Origin of the sequence: Bacillus sp. T2.9-1, from assembly GCF_950097965.1 — a bacterium.
Taxonomy (GTDB): domain Bacteria; phylum Bacillota; class Bacilli; order Bacillales; family Cytobacillaceae; genus Niallia; species Niallia hominis.
On record NZ_CATNHG010000141.1, the window covers coordinates 183,044 to 205,000 of the forward strand.

Consider the following 21,957-nt stretch of genomic DNA (forward strand, 5'->3'; position numbering starts at 1 on the left):
GAGGAAAAAATGATTGATGCTTTTGGACAACAGGCATTACTAAGTATATTAATACATATCGTGTTTATAGCTCTTTCGTGGTGGGCATTACAGTCACTAAACTTCGAGAAATTTCTTCGTAAAAATCGAGTTTTCCAGGCAAGAGTATTGTATGTATTATTAGCCATTATTATGGGTTCGATTGTCAGTAACTTTTTACTAGACTACTTAAGTTGGTCACAACAATTACCATTAATATTGAATTAATTACCAAAAATAGAAACAATTAATAAGAAAAGATAGGTCTTCATACATGTTTTCATTGCTTCGTTTTTTCAGTAAAATTCATTTTGTGTGCTTAAATAGTTTGTTCCTTGGTTAATGTTTTATTCATGTCAAAAAGTGACGATTAATCACTAGTATGCAATTCTTCTCTCTGGAAACAATGGTAGTATGGGGGAGGAATTGAAATGAAGATAAATAAAACGTTAATTATTATAATAATTATAATTGGTTTGGCTTGCCTAACATTTGGGAATAACATCACTATCGCGAGAACAAAGTCAGATTTAATAACAATAAATGAAATTTTACAAAAACAAGAAAACGTAGCAATAAATGAATGGTCTCTGCATGCAAGAGAAAGGCTGGATAATGTTACAAGTATAGAAGATGCAAAAGCATATCAGTCAAAATTGAAAAAAGTTTTCCCAAATGGTGACTGGGTAGAAATGAAAACACATCAAAACTGGCAAGCAAAAATGATCGTTCCATCCAGTAACCAAACGGAAGAAAGTATTATTATAACCACTTCTTTAACAACTAATACCGTTCAATCATATATTATTTATGAGGTGAGAGGGAAAAAGTTAGAGGATAAAGAAATGAAAAGGTTAGATATGGAAATTAACGAAAAAATTTCTAACATATTTCGTGGGGAACCGACAATTTTCTCTTGTATTAAAGGCGAATTCAGTGATAAGATGAATGGGACTTTGCCTTATAAAGTTAACCAATTGCTAAATGCATTTCAAGCAAAAGAAGTAGAGGCGTTGGAAGAGGATGATTTTATATCCACCTCCGCTTATTCGCCCTTATTTGAAGAACGAATTGATAATAGCGAAAAGGAAATGAACGTACAAATAGGATTGAGAACACAAGATATGGGAGGAAAAACTACGTTCGTAGTTGGCACACCCATCATAACGATTGAATATTAATATAGAGATATTGGACGCGGAGGGGAATAGACTTTGGATAAAATCATCGTCCGCGGCGGAAAAAGGTTAAATGGAACGGTTAAAGTGGAAGGCGCAAAAAATGCCGTTTTGCCTGTGATCGCCGCTACATTATTAGCAAGTGATGGAAAAAGTATAATTAAATCAGTTCCGACTCTTTCAGATGTATATACGATTAATGAAGTATTAAGATATTTGAATGCAGATGTACATTTTGAAAATGGTGAAGTAACCGTTGATGCATCAAGGGACTTAAGTGTGGAAGCACCATTTGAATATGTACGAAAAATGCGTGCATCTGTTTTAGTTATGGGATCATTGTTAGCTAGAAATGGCCATGCAAGAGTAGCATTACCTGGAGGTTGTGCAATTGGCTCAAGACCAATTGATCAGCATCTTAAAGGCTTTGAAGCAATGGGAGCAAAGGTTCAGGTTGGTAATGGATTTATCGAAGCTTCAGTAGAAGGCCGTTTACAAGGAGCAAAAATCTATCTTGATTTTCCAAGTGTAGGTGCTACTGAAAATATTATGATGGCTGCTTCCTTAGCAGAAGGTACAACAATTTTAGAAAATGTAGCAAAAGAACCAGAAATTGTGGATTTAGCAAACTTCCTAAATAAAATGGGAGCAAAAGTAAGAGGTGCAGGTACTGGAACAATTCGTATCGAAGGTGTGGAAGTGCTACATGGTACAGAACATACTATTATTCCTGACAGAATCGAAGCTGGTACATTCTTAATTGCTGCTGCTATCACTGGCGGAAATGTACTTGTACAGGGTGCAGTTCCTGAGCATTTATCTTCTTTAATTGCAAAAATGGAAGAGATGGGTGTTATCTTCAAAGAAGAAGAAGATGGTATTCGTGTTGTTAGTGCTGAGAATTTAAAAGCTGTAGACATTAAAACAATGCCTCATCCTGGATTCCCAACAGATATGCAATCACAAATGATGGCATTACTTCTTCGTGCAAAAGGAACAAGTATGATTACGGAAACAGTTTTCGAAAATCGCTTTATGCATGTAGAAGAATTCAGACGCATGAATGGCGATGTGAAAATTGAAGGTCGTTCAGTTGTAATGAACGGACCAACTAATCTGCAAGGAGCAGAAGTAGCTGCTACAGATTTGCGTGCCGCTGCTGCTCTGATTTTATCTGGACTTGTAGCTGATGGTATCACGCGCGTTACAGAGCTTAAGCATTTAGATCGTGGCTATGTAAATTTCCATCAGAAATTAGCTGCCTTAGGTGCTGATATCGAAAGAATTACGGAAGAAAGTGAATTAACATTAACTGCAAGCTATGTTGCGGATTTAAATGCATAAAACAAAGGGCAAACTTTATTTATCGTTTACGTTCAGATAAATAAAGTTTGTTTTTTTGTGGGCAAAATTATACATAGCATGTAAAAAATATTTTAAAAACAAATCGAAATGGGTATTAGCTTCCTTTAAAAATGGCTAATGGAAAAGGTGTTATGTAATGGGGAAATAACAAGAGGTGCATAAATAACAGGATTGCTAAAATAGTATGCAAAACCGACATATTTAGAACAATTTTTTTAGTGAAAAGCTATCGATTTAAACAGAAAAAGAAGGAATAAAAGCTTGTCCACCTCCATAAGAATGTTTTAGAGACAGTTAGAAGGTCTTATTTCTATTTTATGGAGGCTTTTCATTCATGATTAAAATCAAACCTTTCATCGTACTAGGAGTTATTCTGTTTGCTATCACTTTACTTGTTCCCACAATCCTTGTTTTACCCTCTATTCAGGAAAAAAAGGATGAGCCAAACAGTAATGTAGAATCTGCAGAAGCCAAAGAGCCAGCTATAGAAGTAGCCGTATACAGGCAGAATAAGCAAGAAGTTGAGAAATTAGATTTAGAAGAATATGTAGTTGGGGTTGTTGCTTCTGAAATGCCGGCAAAGTTTGAAATGGAAGCATTGAAAGCACAAGCCTTAACAGCCAGAACATATATTGTAAAAAGAATGATGAATCAAGAAAAATCAGATTTACCAGACGGTGCCCTTGTTGGAGACACAATTGATTATCAAGTATACAACAATCAAGACGAGTTAAAGAAAATTTGGGAAAATGCCGGTTATGATTGGAAAAAGAATATGGAAAAAATCGAAGAAGCTGTAGCTGCTACAAAGGGACAAATTTTAACCTATAAAGGTGATCCGATTGATGCCACTTTCTTCTCCACAAGCAATGGCTACACGGAAAACTCAGATGCAATATGGCCAAATTCTATCTCCTATTTACAAAGCGTAGAAAGCCCGTGGGATGTTAATTCTCCTAAGTTTAATGGGGAAGTAACATTGACTGTAAAGGAGTTTGAGAAGATGCTAGGAGTGTCTTTAGGGACTGGTAGTGAAGTATTAGAAGATGTTAAATATACAAAGGGAAAAAGAATAGCAAGTGCCAAAATCAACGGAAAAGAGATGTCAGGAACAGATATTAGAGAAAAGTTAAATCTTAAATCAACTGACTTTACTATGGAACGAAAAGGAGAGACCGTATATATTGCCACAAAGGGATATGGTCATGGTGTCGGAATGAGCCAATATGGAGCAAACGGAATGGCAGCCAACGGAAAAACATATGATGAAATCGTTAAATACTATTATAAAGGGGTTGAAGTCACTGCCTCAGATGATATGCTGACGAAATATACAGCTCAGAAATAAGGAAATCAGCGAAAGTAGCGAGGGTATTAGCCAAAATAATGATAAATCAGCCAAAGCAAAGAGGAAAAGCCAAACAAAAAATAAATCAGCCAAAGCAACGAGAATATCAGCCAAACCCAAACTAAGCAAGTCTCCATCCCGAGACTTGCTTTTTTCTACGCTACAAATAAAAAATAAATTTACATGTATATAATAAAGAACTTTGTCGAAAAATAAGTCTAAAAAAATTTTTTTGCTAATAGGTATATATTTATCATTATCTGTTCAGAATGATTGCTGAGGTGATGATAAAATGAGAGAGGAAGAAAACAAACGTACTTCTCCAAAAAAGTCAAAAGTAAAAAGCTTTTTTAAAAAGCGTTGGGCATTTCCAGCCGTTTATATCGCAAGTGCTGCTATTATTCTAACAGGTGTTCTTTGGTATCAAAATAGCGCATCAGAAACAGATAAGTATAAATATGATGCTGATATGCCAACAAAGCAAATCGATGAACCTGCAGAACCAGTAGCAAAAGAATTTGAAAACTTTGCATGGCCAGTAGTAGATGAAGAGTCATTTATCACACAAAAAGAATTCTACGATAATACGGCTAGTAAAGAAAAACAAGCTGAATCATTAGTGTTTTATAATAATCAATATCAGCCAAACACAGGTATTGATTTAAAAATGGAAGATGATAGCGAATTCGAAGTGGTAGCTGCCTTAAGCGGAACCGTTACGAAAGTGGCGGAAGATTCTCTATTAGGTAACACGATTGAAATTGATCACGAAAATGGGATTAAAACATATTACCAGTCTGTGAAGGATTTCCAAGTAGAAGTTGGAGATGAAGTGGAAAAAGGTCAACCATTAGCCACTGCTGGAAAAAGTAAGTTAAATCAAGATGCAAGTGTTCATGTTCACTTTGAAGTAAGAAAAGACAATGTTGCGGTAAACCCAATTGATTATTTTGGTAAGCCATTAAGTGCTTTGGAAAGTGATGATACTTCTGGTGCTACATCAGAAGCTGATTCAGAGGTGGAAGAGTCTGAATCTGCTGATGAAGAAATGCCAACAGATAACTCATTAGAAAATGGAATAAATTCTAATCAGGATGAAGATGCAGAAGGAACTACAGATCCGAACGCATAATTGAAAAACTGTGAAAATAGGGGTTGCTATAAATCGGTTTCTTACATGCATGAGATATCATCTTTTGCAAAGTAAGAAGCCCTTTATAGCACTCTTTTTTTATGTCTATATAACTTTCTACGCGAAAAAAATATTTTTAGCATGGGAAATGTCGAAATGAGAAGCCGCGTTTATGTAAACAACTAAGCTTTTAGATAAATTCCTCCTTCCTTTCATGATGGTGCTAGTTCCATTAATTCACCTATTCAAATCTTTATTAGGTAAAAAGTAATAGGTTTATTTCCATGTTTTAAGAAATGTTTGATGGAAGTTGCCAATTAGGTACGGAAACTGACAAATTTCTCGGGAAATAATTGTCCTTAGGAAACAATCAGTTTTGGATAAATAAGCTTATTAAAGGGTAGTAGTATTTCATTCTCAAATAATCGATCCACATTTTAAATTCCTCATGTGCTCTCCATATAAACCTTCTTTAATTCAGCAAAATAAAGAATTTTAGTTAAAAAACTCATTAAAATCAAAGAAATCATAAAAAAAATTAGACAAACCTTGTCCCTATTCATATTTTTCTGCATAAAGTATCATCCAAGCTAATAAAATGTTACAAACCTTACAAAGAGGAAGTTTGGAGTGAGGGGTCGTTTGAAGACAATGGATATGTAGTCGAGGACATGTTTAATCATAATAAGTACAGAAAGCCTTTGACTTTCTGCCGCATGAAGAATCGTATTTTGTTGGAAAGGAAACGTGCGGGATGAAGAATTTCGATGAAGCGAAAAGCGAGTCTCATTTCACACTTCTCACATCCAATTTAGGGAGGGCGAGTGGTGTGCACGATTACATCAAAGAGAGAACTATCAAGATTGGAAAGTATATCGTGGAGACGAGAAAAACGGTTCGCGTAATAGCGAAGGAGTTTGGCGTATCCAAAAGTACAGTCCATAAAGATTTAACAGAAAGACTTCCTGAAATTAACCCAGATTTAGCAAATGAAGTAAAAGAGATACTTGATTATCATAAATCAATTCGACATCTGCGTGGTGGGGAAGCAACTAAAATGAAGTATAAAAAAGAAGAGTTAGAAGGGGAAACTGTACAGTAAAAAGCAAATGGGGCAATTTTGTAGAACTGTTAGCATGGCAAAAAATAAGGATAAAAATGCCCTAGTGATTTTTAAAACAGAAAGGAAAGTTTGTGAAATGCAGCTACAACAGTCTATCGATGGAGGTGACTTCATCGATAGAAAAAAAGATTTGTATAAAAAGAGACGCTGATTGAAATGCTAAGAAAAGGTACATAATAGCTTTAAAGGACTTTGAAATCAATGTCCTTTTTCTTTTGTAAAGAAAACATAACCAGCTTGAAAATGGTGTGGTGGTCGTTTAAGAGCTGCCTAACATAATTATAAATTCTTTTTGTGAAAAAAAACTCATTTTTTTGACAAAAAGTTACTTATTTCTGCATCCTTGTGATAGAATAAAAAATTAGAGTGGTATAAATAGATAGAGAAAAAACATACAAAATTTTAACCAAAAACATACATAATTCGTCTATTGAAAAAGAAAAAATGGTTGATTTAATATAGAGCGATAAGTAAGACATATTTAAGCGATAAAAATAATGGCTGGCATTTTTCGGAAAGCTGTGCGAATAAAACCCATTTTAAACAGGAATAAAGAAAAAATGAATATTTATTGGCCAGTAGTGTCATTTAATGAAACTTAAGTATGAAGATATCGTTACATATAGTGTGAAAGCCAGCTCTTAGTCTCTATAAGGAAAATGAAATGATTAAATCATATAAAAGGATAAGCTAAGACAAAGGAGGAGCGTATTTAATGTTTGCTAGAGATATTGGTATAGATTTAGGAACAGCGAATGTTCTAATTCATGTAAAAGGAAAAGGTATTGTATTAAACGAGCCTTCTGTTGTGGCATTAGATCGCAATACAGGCAAAGTATTAGCAGTAGGAGAAGAAGCACGTCGTATGGTTGGACGTACACCTGGGAATATCGTGGCTATCCGACCATTAAAAGACGGCGTTATTGCTGATTTTGACGTAACGGAAGCGATGTTAAAGCACTTTATCAATAAATTAAATGTAAAAGGATTTCTTTCAAAGCCAAGAATTCTTATTTGCTGTCCGACAAATATTACAAGTGTGGAACAAAAGGCAATTAAAGAAGCAGCAGAGAAAAGCGGAGGAAAGAAAATCTATCTAGAAGAAGAACCAAAAGTTGCAGCAATTGGTGCTGGAATGGATATTTTCCAACCGAGCGGAAATATGGTTGTTGATATTGGTGGCGGTACAACGGATGTAGCTGTACTTTCAATGGGTGATATCGTTACATCTTCCAGTATAAAAATGGCTGGAGATAAATTTGATAATGAAATCCTTCAATATATTAAACGCAGATATAAGCTGTTAATCGGAGAACGTACTGCTGAAAATATAAAAATCAATATCGGAACTGTTTTCCCTGGATCTAGAAAAGAAGAAATGGATATTCGTGGCCGCGATATGGTTTCTGGACTTCCTAGAACGATTACTGTTTATTCAGATGAAATTGAACAAGCATTAAGAGAATCGGTGTCTGTAATTGTTCAAGCTGCGAAAAGTGTCCTAGAAAGAACACCTCCTGAGCTTTCAGCAGATATTATTGATCGTGGGGTTATTTTAACAGGTGGTGGAGCATTGCTTCATGGGATTGATTTACTGTTGGCGGATGAACTTAAAGTTCCTGTATTAGTGGCGGAAAATCCAATGGATTGTGTAGCAATAGGTACTGGGATTATGTTAGATAACATTGATCGTCTCCCAAAAAGAAAATTAAGCTAATAAATATGGGGGGGCATAAACAAGAGCGAAAAGTTCTTGTTTATGCATAGGAAAATGAAATCTAGTTATTTCATACCCGTTGTACGAAACATTAAACCTAAAAAATCGGAAATGAGAAAATTTTTTCTTGTTCCGATTTTTTTGCTTTAAGGAAGGAATTATTGAAAGTGAACGTCCTTTAAAACTCCCCCTATATCTACCAGTAGATTGTTATGATGGAAACCCGATATAATAAATGATGAATACAAACATTTTTAGACTTTTTTCAACAAAATTTAATGTAATATTTCCATATTTTTTTTATAATAGAATATATATGAGAATCGAAAATATTGTATAGATTGGAGACAAGTATGTTTAAAGGATTCTATACAGCAGCCTCTGGTATGCTTGCACAACAGCGTAAGACAGAAATGCTTTCCAATAACATGGCAAATAGTACGACACCAGGTTTTAAAACAGATCAATCGTCTATGAGAGCCTTCCCGGAATTATTACAGCAAAGTGTTAGCAAGAATGCAGTTGGTGTTGTAGACAAAGAAGAAGTAGGCTATTTAGCAACAGGAGTCTATATGCAGGAAGCGACACCAAAATTTACACAGGGAGACCTTAATCAAACGGAACTAAGTACGGATTTGGCATTATTAAATGTCAATGTACCAGGGAATGGTACAAATCCTAGTGGCAGCATATTCTTTACTATCCAAAATGCAAATGGCGAAATAGCATATTCACGGAATGGAAATTTCACTTTAGACGGACAAGGCTATTTAACCACTGCTAGCGGATTACGTGTTTTAAATGAAAATAATGAACCCATTCAACTAACTAGCACAGATTTCTCCGTTACATCTGATGGGGTGATTACTGGGAGTAACGGGGAAGCATATCGTCTTGGAATAAGCTACACAGATACACCAGAACAGCTTTCCAAAGAGGGCGATGGCTTATATCGAGCGCAAGACGGTGCAGAACTTCCGAGTGCATACGCAAATAATGAAGTGAATTTCCAGATAAAACAAGGATTCTTAGAGAATTCCAACGTTGATACAGCCCAAACCATGACAGATATGATGACAGCATATCGTGCTTTTGAAGCAAATCAGAAAATGCTGCAGGCATATGATAAAAGCATGGACCAAGCTGCAAATGAAATTGGAAAAATATAAGATTAGATTATTTTGGAATTTCTCTAAAATAAATGCTTTTTTCAATAGGGGAATATAAACCATTTTGATTGTAAGCTACATGCAAAAGCTTTCCGAAAGCAGCTTTTCGATAGAAAGGGTAGTAAAGGGGAATCGCTATGAATAGAACGATGATAACGGCTAGTAATACATTAACACAGCTACAAAAGCAAATGGATCTCATTAGTAATAATATGGCCAATGTTGATACAACTGGCTATAAAAAACAAAATGGAACCTTTACGGATATGCTTTTTCAGCAATTTAATAACCAAGCTGATGAAACGCAAGAAGTCAATCGTCAAACTCCAAACGGAATCAGACAAGGTGTAGGGGCAAAAATTGCTCAAACACAGTTAGTGATGACACAGGGAACCATAAAAGCATCCGATCGTGTTTTAGATACGGCGTTAACAAAAGAAGGACAATTATACAGAGTGCTAGTGCAAGACGGTGGAGAAACGGAAGTTCGCTATACAAGAGATGGAGCTATGTACTTATCTCCAGTATCTGATAATGAAAATATGCTCGTTACAAAAGATGGCCATGCTATCCTTGATGAGAATAATAACCCAATTTTATTAAATAATAATAGTAAAGAATATTCTTTTTCATCAACAGGAACGCTAACAGTTCAGTTGAATAACGGTGGACAGGAAATGGTGAATCTCGGTATATCCTATGCCAACAATCCGCAAAGTCTTGAAAAAACGGGGGATAATGTATACCGACTTTCTGACTCAGCGGACGAAAACCAAGCAATTTTAGACCTAGACGGTGCTAGAAGAAATGAAATTGGGATGAAGCAAAATGCCTTGGAACAATCGAATGTAGATATAAGCAAAGAAATGGTTAATCTGATTGCTACACAGCGCTCCTATCAATTTCAGTCCAGATCCATCTCTTTAGCAGATCAGATGATGGGATTAGTGAATGGAATACGTTAAAAAGGAGAAAAATGATGGCATTAAATAGCAGTAGTCAGGAAATGGTTAAGACAAGAGAACAGGTAAAAGAATTACGGAAAGAGAAGAAGAATTCAGAAGAGAATGCTTCTCCTAAACGACAAGTTAGAGTTCGTCTGTTTCCTATATGGCTGCGCATAATTGCCATCGTTTTAATAATGGTTGTCAGTGTTCTAGCAGGCGCGCTTGTCGGGTATAGTGTAATGGGAGACGGTAAAGCAAGCGATACCTTTAAAAAGGAAACTTGGACACATATTGTCAATTTAATAAATGAAGAGTAAACAAGCGTGGATTTGTAAAAAATAGCAATTATATCTCCTTTCTTTGATTGTGGCTTACCTAAAATACGCTTTATAACTTTTTAGAGTGACAGGCTATTAACACATTCTCTAAAAAACATCTTTTAAAAAAGGAAGGGATATCCCTTCCTTTTTTATAGGATTATTTAGTACAATAATATATAACCACATATTAGTAGGAGGTCACAAATGTTAGATATCAATCAAATTAAAGAAATTATTCCGCACCGATATCCTTTTTTATTAGTAGATAGAATTTTAGAAGTGGAAGAAGGCAAAAAAGCAGTTGGGATTAAAAATGTTTCTGCCAATGAAGAGTACTTTAATGGACATTTTCCGGAATACCCAGTAATGCCAGGTGTGCTGATTGTAGAGGCGTTAGCGCAGGTTGGGGCAGTTGCTATGTTGATTAAAGAAGAAAACAAAGGGAGACTGGCATTCTTCGCTGGAGTTGATAGCTGTCGCTTTAAAAAACAAGTATATCCAGGAGATCAACTGCGACTTGAGGTAGAAATGACAAGAGTGCGCGGAAACTTCGGAAAGGGAAAATGTGTAGCTACTGTTGATGGTGAAATTGCCTGTGAAGCGGAAATCATGTTTGCCCTTGGGGATAAAAAGGAAGCATAAAAGGAGAAAGAGAAGAAGATTCTGTAAACTAACGGGAGGACTTCTCTTTTTTTTACAAATGATTCTTTACAACTTTGCTTATTATTGGAATTAGGGGATAAGCCGCAATAATTTTCTTTTCTTGGATAACCTAATTATTGACCTATTAAAGGTCATGATGATACTTATCAAGAAAAGGGGTATAACGAATGAATAAATGGATTAAGTTATTAGGTATTTCAGCGTTATCCGCAATGCTTTTAACAGCTTGTGATGACAATGATGATCAAAGTCCAGCACCAGATGATGATACAACAATTGAAGATACCGATTTAGATACGGATGACGTTGTTCCAGATACTGATTTGGATAACGACAACGAAACAGATGTACAAGATGAGAATACAGATGATGATCTAGATCCAACTACAGATGATAATGATCCTGGTGAAGATATGATCGAAGATAAAGATGATGCAAATGACAAAGATGACGTAGACGAGTAATACTTCTGTATCACTAATTCAAGGTATTGTTCTTACCTGAAGCTAACAGTAGGTTCAGGTAAGAATAAACCTCATATTACCGTCCAATTGCAGCTCCATCGCTTCTTGGATCGACTCCACCATGTAAGAAACCTTGGCTATCGATCAGAATGGCATTAGCATGGCCCATGATATCATCGAAGTCTTCTACGCATTTCACTAGATGACCGGACTGTTTTAGTTTATCTCTTACTTCCTTTGAGACACGTCCTTCTATCTTTAACTCTTCTGTTGTATTTCCCCAAGTTCTTCCCCAGACAAATCTTGGCTCATTAATAGCTGTTTGAGGATCCACCCCATAATCGAGCATTCTGGTAATGATGACGGTTTGCGTTTGTGGTTGGCCTTCTCCGCCCTGTGTCCCGTATAAAACAATTGGTTTTCCATCTTTAAAGGACATAGCTGGCATTAATGTATGAAATGTACGCTTTTGTGGTTCTAAACAATTAACATGATCTTGATCAAGAGAAAAGAAAGAACCTCTGTTTTGCAAAATAATTCCAGTGTCTTTTGCTACAATTCCAGACCCAAATTCAAAATAAATGCTCTGAATAAAGGAAACGGCATTTCCTTGGTCGTCAACGACTGCTGCATATGCAGTATCATTGCCTACACTTTGGGTAGTAATGGCATTGGTATGATCCAAACAAATAGTTTCTGCCAACTCCTTTGCGTATGACTTACTTAATAAGCGGTCCATTGGAATTTTATGAAAATCCGGATCAGTTAAATATTTGTTGCGATCCTGGAAGCTTAGTTTTAGTGATTCAATAAGTAAATGATAGTACTGATACGAATGAAGTGGGATAGAAGGTAGTTCAAAGTTTTCAAGAATATTTAATGCCATTAATCCAACAAATCCTTGTGAATTTGGGGGAACTTGATACATAGTGTATTCCCTATAAGTAGAAGAAATAGGCTCCGTCCAGTTACCATGATGATTGGAAAAATCCTCTTTTGTTAATAATCCACCTTTGCTTTGTAAACTGGATACAATTTTTTCTGCTAATGTTCCTTTATAAAATTCATTACGCCCTTTTCGCGCAATTTTTTTTAAGGAATTAGCAAGATCCTTTTGAACAAATTTCTCATTCCTTTTAGGTACTTCATTTCCCTTGAGGAAAATCGATGCAATATCTTCATCTTCTTGTAGAATGTCCAAATTTTTGAACGTATTCTTAATTTGATCGTTTGAGGCGGGAAATCCAAACTCTGCATAATGAATCGCAGGAGCTAAGACTTCGGATAATGTCATTGTTCCGTATCTTTCTAATACAGCAGCCCAGCTATCTACCATCCCTGGAACGGTAAGAATACTTCTTATCCCTCTAAAAGGAATAGCATCTTCACCTGAAAAATGGGCGCGAGTAATGTTAGCTCCTGAGCGGCCACTCCCATTATAGGCATCTAGCTTGTTCTCTTTCGCATGGTACATTAACCAAAAGGAATCACCACCAAGTCCTGTCATATGTGGATAGACAACCGCTAGACAAGCGCTAACAGCTACTGCTGCATCAAAGGCATTTCCTCCTTTTTCTAATATGGAATTTCCTGCAGAAGATGCTAGGTAATGAGGACTTACAACCATGGATTTTGTTCCAACTATTGATTGTTTCATGTCTATTCCCTCCTATGTAGTTTCAAGTCTGTAATTAGTTAGAATGGACGTATTTCGTCTATGGGAATTCAGCCTAATAAGGAAACTCATCCATGATAAATCAAAGATGAGTTTGTGATTCTTCATGATTGGAAGGAGTAGTTTTTGCCTTCCCATTTTTCTTTAATTGAATGATTGTGAAAATAATGGAACCAACAGCAAGAATCAAGAAAACAAGGGAAATCGGTCTTGTGAAAAATGGTAAGATGCTTGGGTCCATTTGGTAAGCTCTAGTCATTTCCTTTTCCAATGTTGGTCCTAAAATTAGCCCCAGAATAATCGGCGATAAAGGAACATCTATTTTATGAAAAATAAAGCCGATTAATCCAAAAATGAATACAAGGATGACATCGAATAGTTGGTTATTAAGGGCAAAAGCGCCTACTGTACTGATAACTAAAATACAAGGGACCATTAACGATTTAGGAATAGCTGTAATTTTTGTAAAGACAGGCAACAGCAATGTTTGGATGAAAAAGATGGAAATGGCACTAAGGATAATAACAACATAGATGGAATTTACTAAAATAGGCTGTTGGGTAAATAATGCCGGTCCAGGATTAATTCCATGCAAAATTAATGCACCAATCATTACTGCCTGTGCGACATCACCAGGTATCCCTAAAGTGATCGTTGGAATAAAGGCTCCGCCAGCAACCGCATTATTACAGCTTTCCGAAGCAACGATTCCACCAGGATGGCCTTTCCCAAATTTCGCTTTGTTTTTTCCAAACTTTTTTGCTTGATCATAACTAATAAAGGTAGCAGATTCTGCTCCAGCAGCAGGAAGGCATCCGATAAAGCAGCCAATGATAGAGGAACGAAGTACATTCCATTTTTCCTGAAAAATATCAACAAACACTTGCCCGTAAGGAATTCGGATTAATTTCTTCATGTTGGAAGTAGCTTGATTTGTTGGAATAGCGCTTTTCAACTCTTCTACATTCATTAGTAACTGGGAGATGGCAAATAAACCAATTAGAACAGGTAAGGTTGAAAATCCTGAGGAAAGTTCAGGGATTCCAAAATCAAATCGAACCGTTCCAGTTGGAGATACACCAACCGTTCCAATTAAAAGGCCAAGACAGCCAGCGATTAACCCTTTTAGCATAGATTTACCACTTAAGCCAGCAATAAGAGTGAGGGCAAAAACAACCAGAGAGAATATTTCCCATGGTCCGAAAAGAAGACTCCCCTTAGCAATGATTGGTCCTAATAGAAATAAAATAATCGCACCAATAATGGTTCCAATAACAGAAGAAACGATGCCTACTCCGAGTGCTCGGGGAGCTTCTCCATTCTTTGTCATTGGATAGCCATCAAAGGTGGTGACGACAGAGGAAGGAGTACCAGGAATTCCTAAAAGTATGGAAGAAATCAACCCTCCGGAAAGTCCGCCAATATAAATGCCGATCATGACGGCTAAACCCTGAATTGGTTCCATTCCAAAGGTGAATGGAAAAGCTAAAATAAGGGCCATTGTAAAGGTGAATCCTGGGATTGCACCAGCTATAATCCCAACCAAAACGCCGATAACAATAGATAAAATCATCATAGGATGTAATACTTCTTGAAAAGCTGCTAAAACCATTGAAATATCCAACTTAATCACGCTCCATTATGGTAGATAAATATGTAATACTTGTTCAAACACAAGAAGTACGATGACAGGAAATGCCACTGACAAAATAATATTTGTTGCCATGTATTTTTTTTGGAAAGGGCGTAAGATAATCGTGGAAATGAATAAAAAAACAATCGAACAAATTAAGAACCCTACTATATTTAAGAAAATGACATAAAGAAGGAATAAGAACAGTATCAACAAAACACGAAAATGTTTTGAAATATAGGTCTTTATAGTTTCTAAAGAGAAGGAATCCTTATCTTTATTTAGGAAACTTTTTATCAGTAAACATAAAGCTAAAACCATCATTAACCCAATGATAACTCTAGGGAAAAACGAGGGGGCAAAAGTCTGCACCCCTGATTTTCCGGAAAATTCATTGGAGTTTATAAAAAAGATACTGCCTACAATTAAAATAAATATGGAGAATAATCGATTAACCAATTTTATTCAGCCCCCTCTATTAAAACTCCATTTTAGGAGCAAGTTTACCCATTTCACTATCTAATTCATTAACATGGTTAGAGTACTCCTCAGAAGTCATATAATGAGGGAAACTTCCTAATTCCTCAATTTTTTTCTGCAATTCTGGATCCTCTAGTGCTTTTTTAAATGCTTCATTAATAACTTTGATTCGTTCAGAATCTGTTCCTTTAGGAGCAAGTATACCTCTGTCCACTGTAACCGAGAAATCAATGCCTTGTTCTTTTAAAGTTGGTACATCTGGCAAGAAAGGATTACGTTCATCGAAAACCATTCCAAGGGGTACAAGGGTTCCATCATCATAATATCCTTTTCCTGATGCATAGTCGGCTATCATCCCATCAGCCTGATTAGCTAGGATTGCAGCATATTGAGGTCCAGTTCCATCATAATGAATATAATTTAATGATTTAGGATCCACACCAGCGGCATCCAGCATAGCAGCGATAGAATAATGGTCCTCAGATGCAACGGTATAAGCCCAATTCACTTTATTGCCCGCTTTTACATATTCAATAAAATCATTCATTGTTTTGATATTGTTTTCTTCACTAAATTTTTTACTAATAGAAGGAATGTGAGGAGTAGAAGTCATTAGTACAATCGGATCAAATGTAGAGAAACCATAATCTACAACTCCTGTATGTTCAGCTGTTGCAACAACTTGGTGTGTACCTAATATCGTATACCCATCTGGTTCAGCATCCTTTACAAAACGGGAACCAACAGTAGAAGTAGCACCAGCCATATTTGTAGGAACAATAGTCTGACCTAAATGCTTCTCCGCATATTGAGCAACTAAACGGAATAATACGTCTGTTCCACCACCTGGAGGATAAGGAATTACTAATTTTACTGGTTTTGTTGGAAAGTCTTCTGATTTAGATGATGAGCTACTAGAAGAACTACAGGCTGATAAACTTAGTATTAAAATTATGGAAATGATGCTAATTAAATATTTTTTCACTTTGTTTCCTCCTATTTTTAAAATTATTGTAATTTTTAATACAAAATTATGATTTTTCTGAAAAATAAATTTAAAAAAATAGCAACAGCAAAGGATATACTGCTATTCTAATTTGGCCATCTCTTCTATAATGGCATCACAAGTTATTTGGATATGCTCCAGAATAAGAGATGTTAAATCATCTAATTGCTCATCTTTGATTAAGTCTAACATTTTATAGTGTTCTGTCTGGGCGGAAGAAAGGTGTTCAGATGAAGAATAAATGTTCATATAGGACTCTACTCTTCCCCATAGCTGGTGTAATAGCTCTAATAGTGGTTTAGAATGTGCGTATGAATATAATTCGAAATGGAATGTTTTGTTTAGTCGTCTCCACTCAAAAGGGGAATGAATATTTTCATCCATTTCTTTAATTATGTTTTCGAGTAATACTAAATCAGGAGGACCAATATTAGGTGTGGCCCATTCAATTGCTTGCTTTTCCAGTAATTTTCTAATGGCAAATATTTCGATTAGTTCTTTGGTAGAAAGTTGATTCACGATGATACTTCTTCTATCAAATTGAACAAAGCCTTCTGATTCAAGCTTAGATAAAGCCTCTCTAACAGGCATTGTACTAACTCCGTATAATTCAGCTAATTTTCTTATGGAAAGCTTTTGGCCAGGCGCGAATTCTCCTCTAATGATCTGGTTGCGAATAGCTTTATACACTTCTTGAGCTACAGTAGGGACGACAATCGCAGAATTCTTCAATCCGATATACACCTCCAAGCGAATGATATTTGTGATCACATATTTGATATCTCATAGCTGCATTCTATCGATTAAAAAAAGCATAAACAAGTAACTTGTCAGATTATATAACATGGTTTATTTTAGACAAAATGCAAGCTAAGAGGGGAAAAAGGCTTGATACCGTGAATGGAAACGCTTGTATTCTTACGTAGAATTTTTTGAAGAATTATCAGATAAACGTTAATTATAAGTACATTCACTTGACTTTCGATTTTAAATCCTATTAAAAGCAACGAACTTTATGAAAACAGCCAATAGAAAAAAGAACTTCACGATTAAAGTTCTTTTTGCCAGGGGAATTTATTTAGTTCTATCGAAATACTAAAAACATCTTTCTCGGCTACAATTTCTTCTCCAAAAAAGTCTGAGGCTTACTTTGCATCAGTTCGGTAAATTTATTCGATAAGTTATTTCCTTCGTACCCTTCCCCAATTAAATATTGGAGCAATAGTTCTGCATAGTCTTTTCTATCTCGTTTTAATGTTCCTTCTAATAAGATACTTGTTTTGTCCCCCAAATTTTGGATCGACAAAATGGTGACTTCAAAAGGAGCGGGATCATTTTCTTTTTTTGTGATTACCGCTTGGACAAGCAAATCTTCCTTCTTTTGAAAGGCTTCATCAAGAAAGTCGATAGAGGACCAATCTGTATAAACTTCAATTAGCCAATGATTATTATCATCTTCCTTATTGATAATCAACCCATCCAATAATTTAATTGGTATCAGCTTTTCCCTCGTCAGAATTTGTAAAGAAATCAACTTAAATGTTTTCACGCTAAATCCTCCTCCGGCAAATGCTTGATTTTCTTTTATTATACCTTACCTTGAACATTTCATATAAATACTTAAGGAAATGAACCTAGCATTTATATTACAAAAACTTTCCCGGCGAACTCGACTGTAAGAATCAATCTTTAATAACATCTTCCTTAAATTATATTGAAAAAAGATTGTTCGCTATTGTTCACTATTTTTTCGTCTGTCCTTGACGAAAAATGAATAATTTTGCGATATTAAATGACTAAATTACTAGCATGAAAAAGAAGATACGGTACTATTTTCACTTAAAAAAAGAAAGAATATTATGATATTTTTATATAGTTCGATATATTCAAAAAATAAAAAAGGTTCAGAGGGGAGTTTTAACGTGAAGCAAAGTAAATTATTTGTTCTAGTCATTATGCTCTTTATGCTATTTTCAAATAGTATTTCAGCAGCAACAGTGCCAGACAAAGTAATCACCACGAAAGGGAAAGAAAATCAGCAAAATGTACAGACCATTAAGGTGGACGAGCTAGAGACCGTTTATAAAGAATCAGATACGGTCCGTGTCGTTGTTGAGATGAATACAGAGCCGACTGTTCAATATGCACAGGCGCAAGCAAAGCAAGTTAAGGAATTGCCGAAAACAACGAAAGAAAAATTAAAGAGTGAAAAATTAGCAGAACAGAAAAAAGTAAAAGATAAAGTGAAAGCAAAAAAAGTGAAATTTAAAGAGTTCGAGAATTTCACTACCATTTTTAATGGTTTTAGTGGAGAAATGAAATATGGAGATATAGAAAAAATCGAAGAACTTCCAGAGGTAGCGAAAGTACATATTGCGACCACCTATGAAAGGCCAGAAGAAGAAACAGACATGATTTATAGTAAAGAGCTTGTCCAAGCACAAGACGCATGGCGTGATTATGGATTTAAAGGGGAAGGAATGGTCGTTGGTGTTATTGATACCGGCATTGATCCAAATCATAAAGATATGATTCTTTCTGATGAAACAGAAGAGGAATTAACAAAAGAAGAAATTGCTCAATTTAAAGAAGAAAATGGACTTCAAGGGAAATTTTATAGTGAAAAGGTTCCTTATGGCTATAACTATATGGATGAAAATGATATTATCCAAGATATTGCAGAAGGTGCAAGCATGCACGGGATGCACGTTGCTGGTACTGTAGGAGCAAATGGAGATGAAGATAATAATGGCATAAAAGGGGTTGCTCCTGAAGCACAGCTTCTAGCATTGAAAGTTTTCGGAAATGACCCTAGTGTCTCTACTACTTGGGGAGATATTTATATTAAAGCAATAGATGATGCGATTGTGTTAGGTGCAGATGTCCTTAACATGAGTTTAGGATCTCCAGCAGGATTCGTGGCCGAAGATGCACCAGAACAGCAGGCAATTGAGCGTGCAGTGGAAAATGGTATCATGATGTCCATTTCCGCAGGGAACTCTGCACATTTAGGTAATGGCTTTGCAAATCCATCTAGCTCTAATCCGGATATCGGTGTTACAGGATCACCTGGTGTCGCATATGACAGCTTACAAGTTGCCTCTGTTGAAAATAGCTTTATAGATATTGATGCCTTTTCCTATCAATATAGCGAGACGACTGGACAGGCTGGGTTCTTATCTGCAAGCAGTGTCCATCCAAATACAGTAGAAGAAAAAACATTCCAGATTGTTTATGCAGGATTAGGAACACCAGAAGAACTAGCAGCAGTTAATGTAGAGGATAACTATGCATTAATTCAAAGAGGCGAAATTGGCTTCGTTGATAAAGCGATCAATGCACAAGAGGCAGGGGCAGCTGGTGTTATTATTTATAATAACACAGATGGATTTGTGAGCATGGCAACAGATACAAGCATTAAAATTCCTCAGCTTTTCTTATTAAAAACGGAGGGGGATAAATTAGCAGAAGTGCTTCAAGATGGAGAAAATATCTCGATTACATTTGAAGGCAAGAAAACAACTTCAGCTAACCCAGAGGCTGGAAAAATGAGTAGTTTTACTTCTTGGGGATTAACCTCAAACTTAGATTTTAAGCCGGAAATTACAGCTCCAGGTGGGCAAATTTACTCGACACTAGAGAATAATCAATATGGAATGAAGAGTGGAACATCAATGGCGGCACCGCATGTTTCTGGCGGTTCAGCACTCGTATTAGAACGGGTAGATAATGAATTCGACGTATCTGGATTTGAGCGAGTAAACATGGCGAAAAATCTATTGATGAACACTGCGAAGCCAGTAACGGATAGTGGTACAGTAAATAGTGCTTTTGATTGGGATGTACCATATTCTCCGCGTCGACAAGGTGCAGGTCTGATGCAACTGCACGCAGCATTACAATCACCAGTGATTGTAACAGAGAAGAAGACACAAGAAGGGAAAGTGGCCTTAAAAGAAGTAGGAAATACTTTCACCTTTACGTTAGAGGCAAAAAACTATAGTGATAAAAAGGTTAAATATGATGTTGCTGCAAATATTCAAACAGACTTTGCTGCTTATGGGGAGCTAGGTTACTCTGCTAATCTATTAGAAGCCCAGAAAATCTTAGATGCAACCATCAAAGTAAATGATAAGGAACAAACAACAATTACTATTCCAGCAAACAAAAGTAAAAAAATCAAAGTTTCTGTTGATTTAACAAATGCAAAAGTAATAGATCCTTCTCTAACAGGCAGTTGGGAAACACCTGTTGCGATTGATCGTGTGTTTGAAAACGGCTATTTCGTTGAAGGGTTTGTAACCTTAACAGATCCTGCGGAAACGAATGCAACATTAACCGTTCCTTATGTAGGATTTAAAGGGGATTGGAATAAAGCGCCGATTCTAGATGGCATGAAATATGATGAAACATCTTTTTATGGCATGGCTGGAACGGTGACAAAAGAAGGCGAAGATTTCCTATACCTAGGTTATGATCCGATAAAAAATGCATTCACAAAAGAGGGGATTGCTATTTCACCAAATAGTGATGGGATACAGGAAGAAATTATTCCGATTCTGTCCTTCTTAAGAAATGCAAAAACCGTTCAGTATTCTATTGTGGACAGTAATGGAAAAACAGTTAGAACACTACTGACACAAGAGGAAATCAGAAAAAATTACTATGATAGTGGTAAAGGAACAAGCTATTTGCTTGATTCAAAATGGGCGTGGGATGGAAAAGTAAATGGAAAATTAGCAGAGGGGCAATATTATTATCGTATTAGTGCTACCCTGGATTATCCAGGTGCAAAACCACAAGTTGTAGATATACCAGTAATCGTTGATACAGTGAGTCCATCTGTTGAAGTAGCCTTAGTAGAGGATAATAAAGCATTGGAATTTGCTGCATCAGATAATAAAAATGGCTCAGGTGTTTCTTATTTAGATATTTTAGTAGATGGGAAGTCTGTTCTAGGTACGCCATTAAGTGGAGATACAACAGAATTTACATTACCGAATGAAGTAGAGCCAGGCACAGCTGTAACAGTAGTTGCCTATGACTATGCAGGCAATAAGCAAGAAACAAGTGTGACAGCAGAAGAAGGGAAGAAGGATACAACAATTCCAGTAGTCACTTTACAGACACCTGAAGCTTTAGAGGTGTACGGAGCAAAGGAAGTAGCATTTAGTGGAACAATAAAGGACGAGTCAGGCATAAAAGAGTTTACGATTGATGGACAAAAAGTGGACGTCTTCTATGATGAAGAAAAGGAAGTATACACCTTTAATACATCGATTTCCTATGATAATGGTGTTCATTCTGTTGAAATAAAAGCTACAGATGATGCTGATAATACAGCAGTATTTAAGCGCAGCTTCATTGTTGACGCAGAAGCTCCTAGTATTTCATTCAACGGTCTTTCTGGAAATCGCATTGTAAACAGCAATGGAAAAAATCCATCTGTTCATGTAACGGTAAAGGGTAACTTTGATGAAATACAGCTAGCGTTAAATGGAAGTGAATTGTATTATCAAACCTTTAAACAGCCTTATGCAATGAGAAGTCTAGAAAAAACAGTGAAAAAAGTGGAATTAAATTTAGAAGAAGGCTTAAATGAGTTTGCGTTTACAGCAACAGATTTAGCTGGCCATAAAACAACCAAAACTGTTTACTTCTATAAAATGAGTAAAGAAGAAAAACGAAAAGATATTAAGATTCCTGGGGATAAATAAGC

At 36.0% G+C, this 21,957-nt stretch carries 20 protein-coding genes; 14 read left to right on the top strand and 6 right to left on the bottom strand.

Translation table 11 applies throughout. The features are described from left to right. The first annotated feature begins 9 nt into the window (after window positions 1-9). The 13 genes from QQZ16_RS21545 (at window position 10) to QQZ16_RS21605 (ending at window position 11,444) form a co-directional block, all read left to right on the top strand. Complete coding sequence (locus QQZ16_RS21545) at window positions 10-246, top strand: DUF1146 family protein (RefSeq protein ID WP_031536709.1); 237 nt, start codon at window positions 10-12, stop codon at window positions 244-246. Window positions 247-449: 203 nt separating this feature from the next. After that, window positions 450-1,199: a YwmB family TATA-box binding protein gene (locus QQZ16_RS21550; protein WP_031536708.1), complete on the top strand. Its 750-nt coding sequence runs from the start codon at window positions 450-452 to the stop codon at window positions 1,197-1,199. A gap of 33 nt (window positions 1,200-1,232) precedes the next feature. After that, window positions 1,233-2,540, top strand: a complete 1,308-nt coding sequence (gene murA / locus QQZ16_RS21555) for a UDP-N-acetylglucosamine 1-carboxyvinyltransferase (RefSeq protein ID WP_031536707.1) — start codon at window positions 1,233-1,235, stop codon at window positions 2,538-2,540. A 355-nt stretch (window positions 2,541-2,895) separates the two neighbouring features. Further along, window positions 2,896-3,909 carry a stage II sporulation protein D gene (gene spoIID / locus QQZ16_RS21560; RefSeq protein WP_031536706.1) on the top strand — a complete coding sequence of 338 codons (1,014 nt, stop codon included), beginning with the start codon at window positions 2,896-2,898 and terminating at the stop codon, window positions 3,907-3,909. Between the two features lie 292 nt (window positions 3,910-4,201). Next, window positions 4,202-5,041, top strand: a complete 840-nt coding sequence (locus tag QQZ16_RS21565) for a M23 family metallopeptidase (RefSeq protein WP_031536705.1) — start codon at window positions 4,202-4,204, stop codon at window positions 5,039-5,041. An 829-nt stretch (window positions 5,042-5,870) separates the two neighbouring features. Beyond that, window positions 5,871-6,143 (top strand): sporulation transcriptional regulator SpoIIID, encoded by a 273-nt coding sequence (gene spoIIID, locus QQZ16_RS21570; RefSeq protein ID WP_016204804.1) that lies wholly within the window; start codon window positions 5,871-5,873, stop codon window positions 6,141-6,143. A gap of 34 nt (window positions 6,144-6,177) precedes the next feature. After that, window positions 6,178-6,315 carry a hypothetical protein gene (locus QQZ16_RS21575; RefSeq protein WP_251628625.1) on the top strand — a complete coding sequence of 46 codons (138 nt, stop codon included), beginning with the start codon at window positions 6,178-6,180 and terminating at the stop codon, window positions 6,313-6,315. Between the two features lie 564 nt (window positions 6,316-6,879). After that, window positions 6,880-7,881 carry a rod shape-determining protein gene (gene mreB, locus QQZ16_RS21580; protein ID WP_031536704.1) on the top strand — a complete coding sequence of 334 codons (1,002 nt, stop codon included), beginning with the start codon at window positions 6,880-6,882 and terminating at the stop codon, window positions 7,879-7,881. A 353-nt stretch (window positions 7,882-8,234) separates the two neighbouring features. Then, a complete protein-coding gene (locus QQZ16_RS21585) occupies window positions 8,235-9,050 on the top strand; it encodes a flagellar hook-basal body protein (RefSeq protein WP_031536703.1) in 816 nt (271 codons plus the stop codon). Between the two features lie 137 nt (window positions 9,051-9,187). Further along, window positions 9,188-10,015 (top strand): flagellar hook-basal body protein, encoded by an 828-nt coding sequence (locus tag QQZ16_RS21590; RefSeq protein ID WP_031536702.1) that lies wholly within the window; start codon window positions 9,188-9,190, stop codon window positions 10,013-10,015. 14 nt (window positions 10,016-10,029) lie between these two features. Further along, window positions 10,030-10,314 carry a DNA-directed RNA polymerase subunit beta gene (locus tag QQZ16_RS21595; protein WP_031536701.1) on the top strand — a complete coding sequence of 95 codons (285 nt, stop codon included), beginning with the start codon at window positions 10,030-10,032 and terminating at the stop codon, window positions 10,312-10,314. A 207-nt stretch (window positions 10,315-10,521) separates the two neighbouring features. Then, on the top strand, window positions 10,522-10,959 hold the full coding sequence (gene fabZ, locus QQZ16_RS21600) for a 3-hydroxyacyl-ACP dehydratase FabZ (protein WP_031536700.1): 438 nt from the start codon (window positions 10,522-10,524) through the stop codon (window positions 10,957-10,959). A gap of 188 nt (window positions 10,960-11,147) precedes the next feature. Next, entirely contained in the window at window positions 11,148-11,444 is a 297-nt protein-coding gene (locus QQZ16_RS21605; protein ID WP_284561767.1) for a hypothetical protein, read from the top strand. Window positions 11,445-11,520: 76 nt separating this feature from the next. Here the strand turns inward: QQZ16_RS21605 and ggt are convergent, their stop codons facing one another. The 6 genes from ggt to QQZ16_RS21630 form a co-directional block, all read right to left on the bottom strand. Continuing rightward, window positions 11,521-13,101, bottom strand: a complete 1,581-nt coding sequence (ggt, locus tag QQZ16_RS21610; protein ID WP_284561768.1) for a gamma-glutamyltransferase — start codon at window positions 13,099-13,101, stop codon at window positions 11,521-11,523. A gap of 100 nt (window positions 13,102-13,201) precedes the next feature. Then, window positions 13,202-14,743: a tripartite tricarboxylate transporter permease gene (locus tag QQZ16_RS21615; protein WP_284561769.1), complete on the bottom strand. Its 1,542-nt coding sequence runs from the start codon at window positions 14,741-14,743 to the stop codon at window positions 13,202-13,204. A 15-nt stretch (window positions 14,744-14,758) separates the two neighbouring features. Then, on the bottom strand, window positions 14,759-15,211 hold the full coding sequence (locus tag QQZ16_RS23345; protein WP_446715477.1) for a tripartite tricarboxylate transporter TctB family protein: 453 nt from the start codon (window positions 15,209-15,211) through the stop codon (window positions 14,759-14,761). A gap of 19 nt (window positions 15,212-15,230) precedes the next feature. Further along, on the bottom strand, window positions 15,231-16,217 hold the full coding sequence (locus tag QQZ16_RS21620; protein WP_284561770.1) for a Bug family tripartite tricarboxylate transporter substrate binding protein: 987 nt from the start codon (window positions 16,215-16,217) through the stop codon (window positions 15,231-15,233). A gap of 102 nt (window positions 16,218-16,319) precedes the next feature. Continuing rightward, window positions 16,320-16,970 carry a GntR family transcriptional regulator gene (locus tag QQZ16_RS21625; RefSeq protein WP_284561771.1) on the bottom strand — a complete coding sequence of 217 codons (651 nt, stop codon included), beginning with the start codon at window positions 16,968-16,970 and terminating at the stop codon, window positions 16,320-16,322. A 382-nt stretch (window positions 16,971-17,352) separates the two neighbouring features. Continuing rightward, a complete protein-coding gene (locus QQZ16_RS21630) occupies window positions 17,353-17,787 on the bottom strand; it encodes a YwpF family protein (RefSeq protein WP_048717370.1) in 435 nt (144 codons plus the stop codon). Window positions 17,788-18,160: 373 nt separating this feature from the next. On the opposite strand from QQZ16_RS21630, the gene QQZ16_RS21635 reads away from it, so the two are divergent. Next, window positions 18,161-21,955 carry a S8 family serine peptidase gene (locus QQZ16_RS21635; protein WP_284561772.1) on the top strand — a complete coding sequence of 1,265 codons (3,795 nt, stop codon included), beginning with the start codon at window positions 18,161-18,163 and terminating at the stop codon, window positions 21,953-21,955. The last annotated feature ends 2 nt before the right edge of the window (window positions 21,956-21,957 follow it).

Coding starts and splice junctions, on each gene's coding strand:
- QQZ16_RS21565 (WP_031536705.1), top strand. CDS start 4,202: ATGAGAGAGGAAGAAAACAAACGTACTTCTCCAAAAAAGTCAAAAGTA.
- ggt (WP_284561768.1), bottom strand. CDS start 13,101: ATGAAACAATCAATAGTTGGAACAAAATCCATGGTTGTAAGTCCTCAT.
- QQZ16_RS21590 (WP_031536702.1), top strand. CDS start 9,188: ATGAATAGAACGATGATAACGGCTAGTAATACATTAACACAGCTACAA.
- QQZ16_RS21595 (WP_031536701.1), top strand. CDS start 10,030: ATGGCATTAAATAGCAGTAGTCAGGAAATGGTTAAGACAAGAGAACAG.
- QQZ16_RS21605 (WP_284561767.1), top strand. CDS start 11,148: ATGAATAAATGGATTAAGTTATTAGGTATTTCAGCGTTATCCGCAATG.
- mreB (WP_031536704.1), top strand. CDS start 6,880: ATGTTTGCTAGAGATATTGGTATAGATTTAGGAACAGCGAATGTTCTA.
- QQZ16_RS21575 (WP_251628625.1), top strand. CDS start 6,178: ATGGCAAAAAATAAGGATAAAAATGCCCTAGTGATTTTTAAAACAGAA.
- QQZ16_RS21550 (WP_031536708.1), top strand. CDS start 450: ATGAAGATAAATAAAACGTTAATTATTATAATAATTATAATTGGTTTG.
- QQZ16_RS21545 (WP_031536709.1), top strand. CDS start 10: ATGATTGATGCTTTTGGACAACAGGCATTACTAAGTATATTAATACAT.
- QQZ16_RS21585 (WP_031536703.1), top strand. CDS start 8,235: ATGTTTAAAGGATTCTATACAGCAGCCTCTGGTATGCTTGCACAACAG.
- fabZ (WP_031536700.1), top strand. CDS start 10,522: ATGTTAGATATCAATCAAATTAAAGAAATTATTCCGCACCGATATCCT.
- spoIID (WP_031536706.1), top strand. CDS start 2,896: ATGATTAAAATCAAACCTTTCATCGTACTAGGAGTTATTCTGTTTGCT.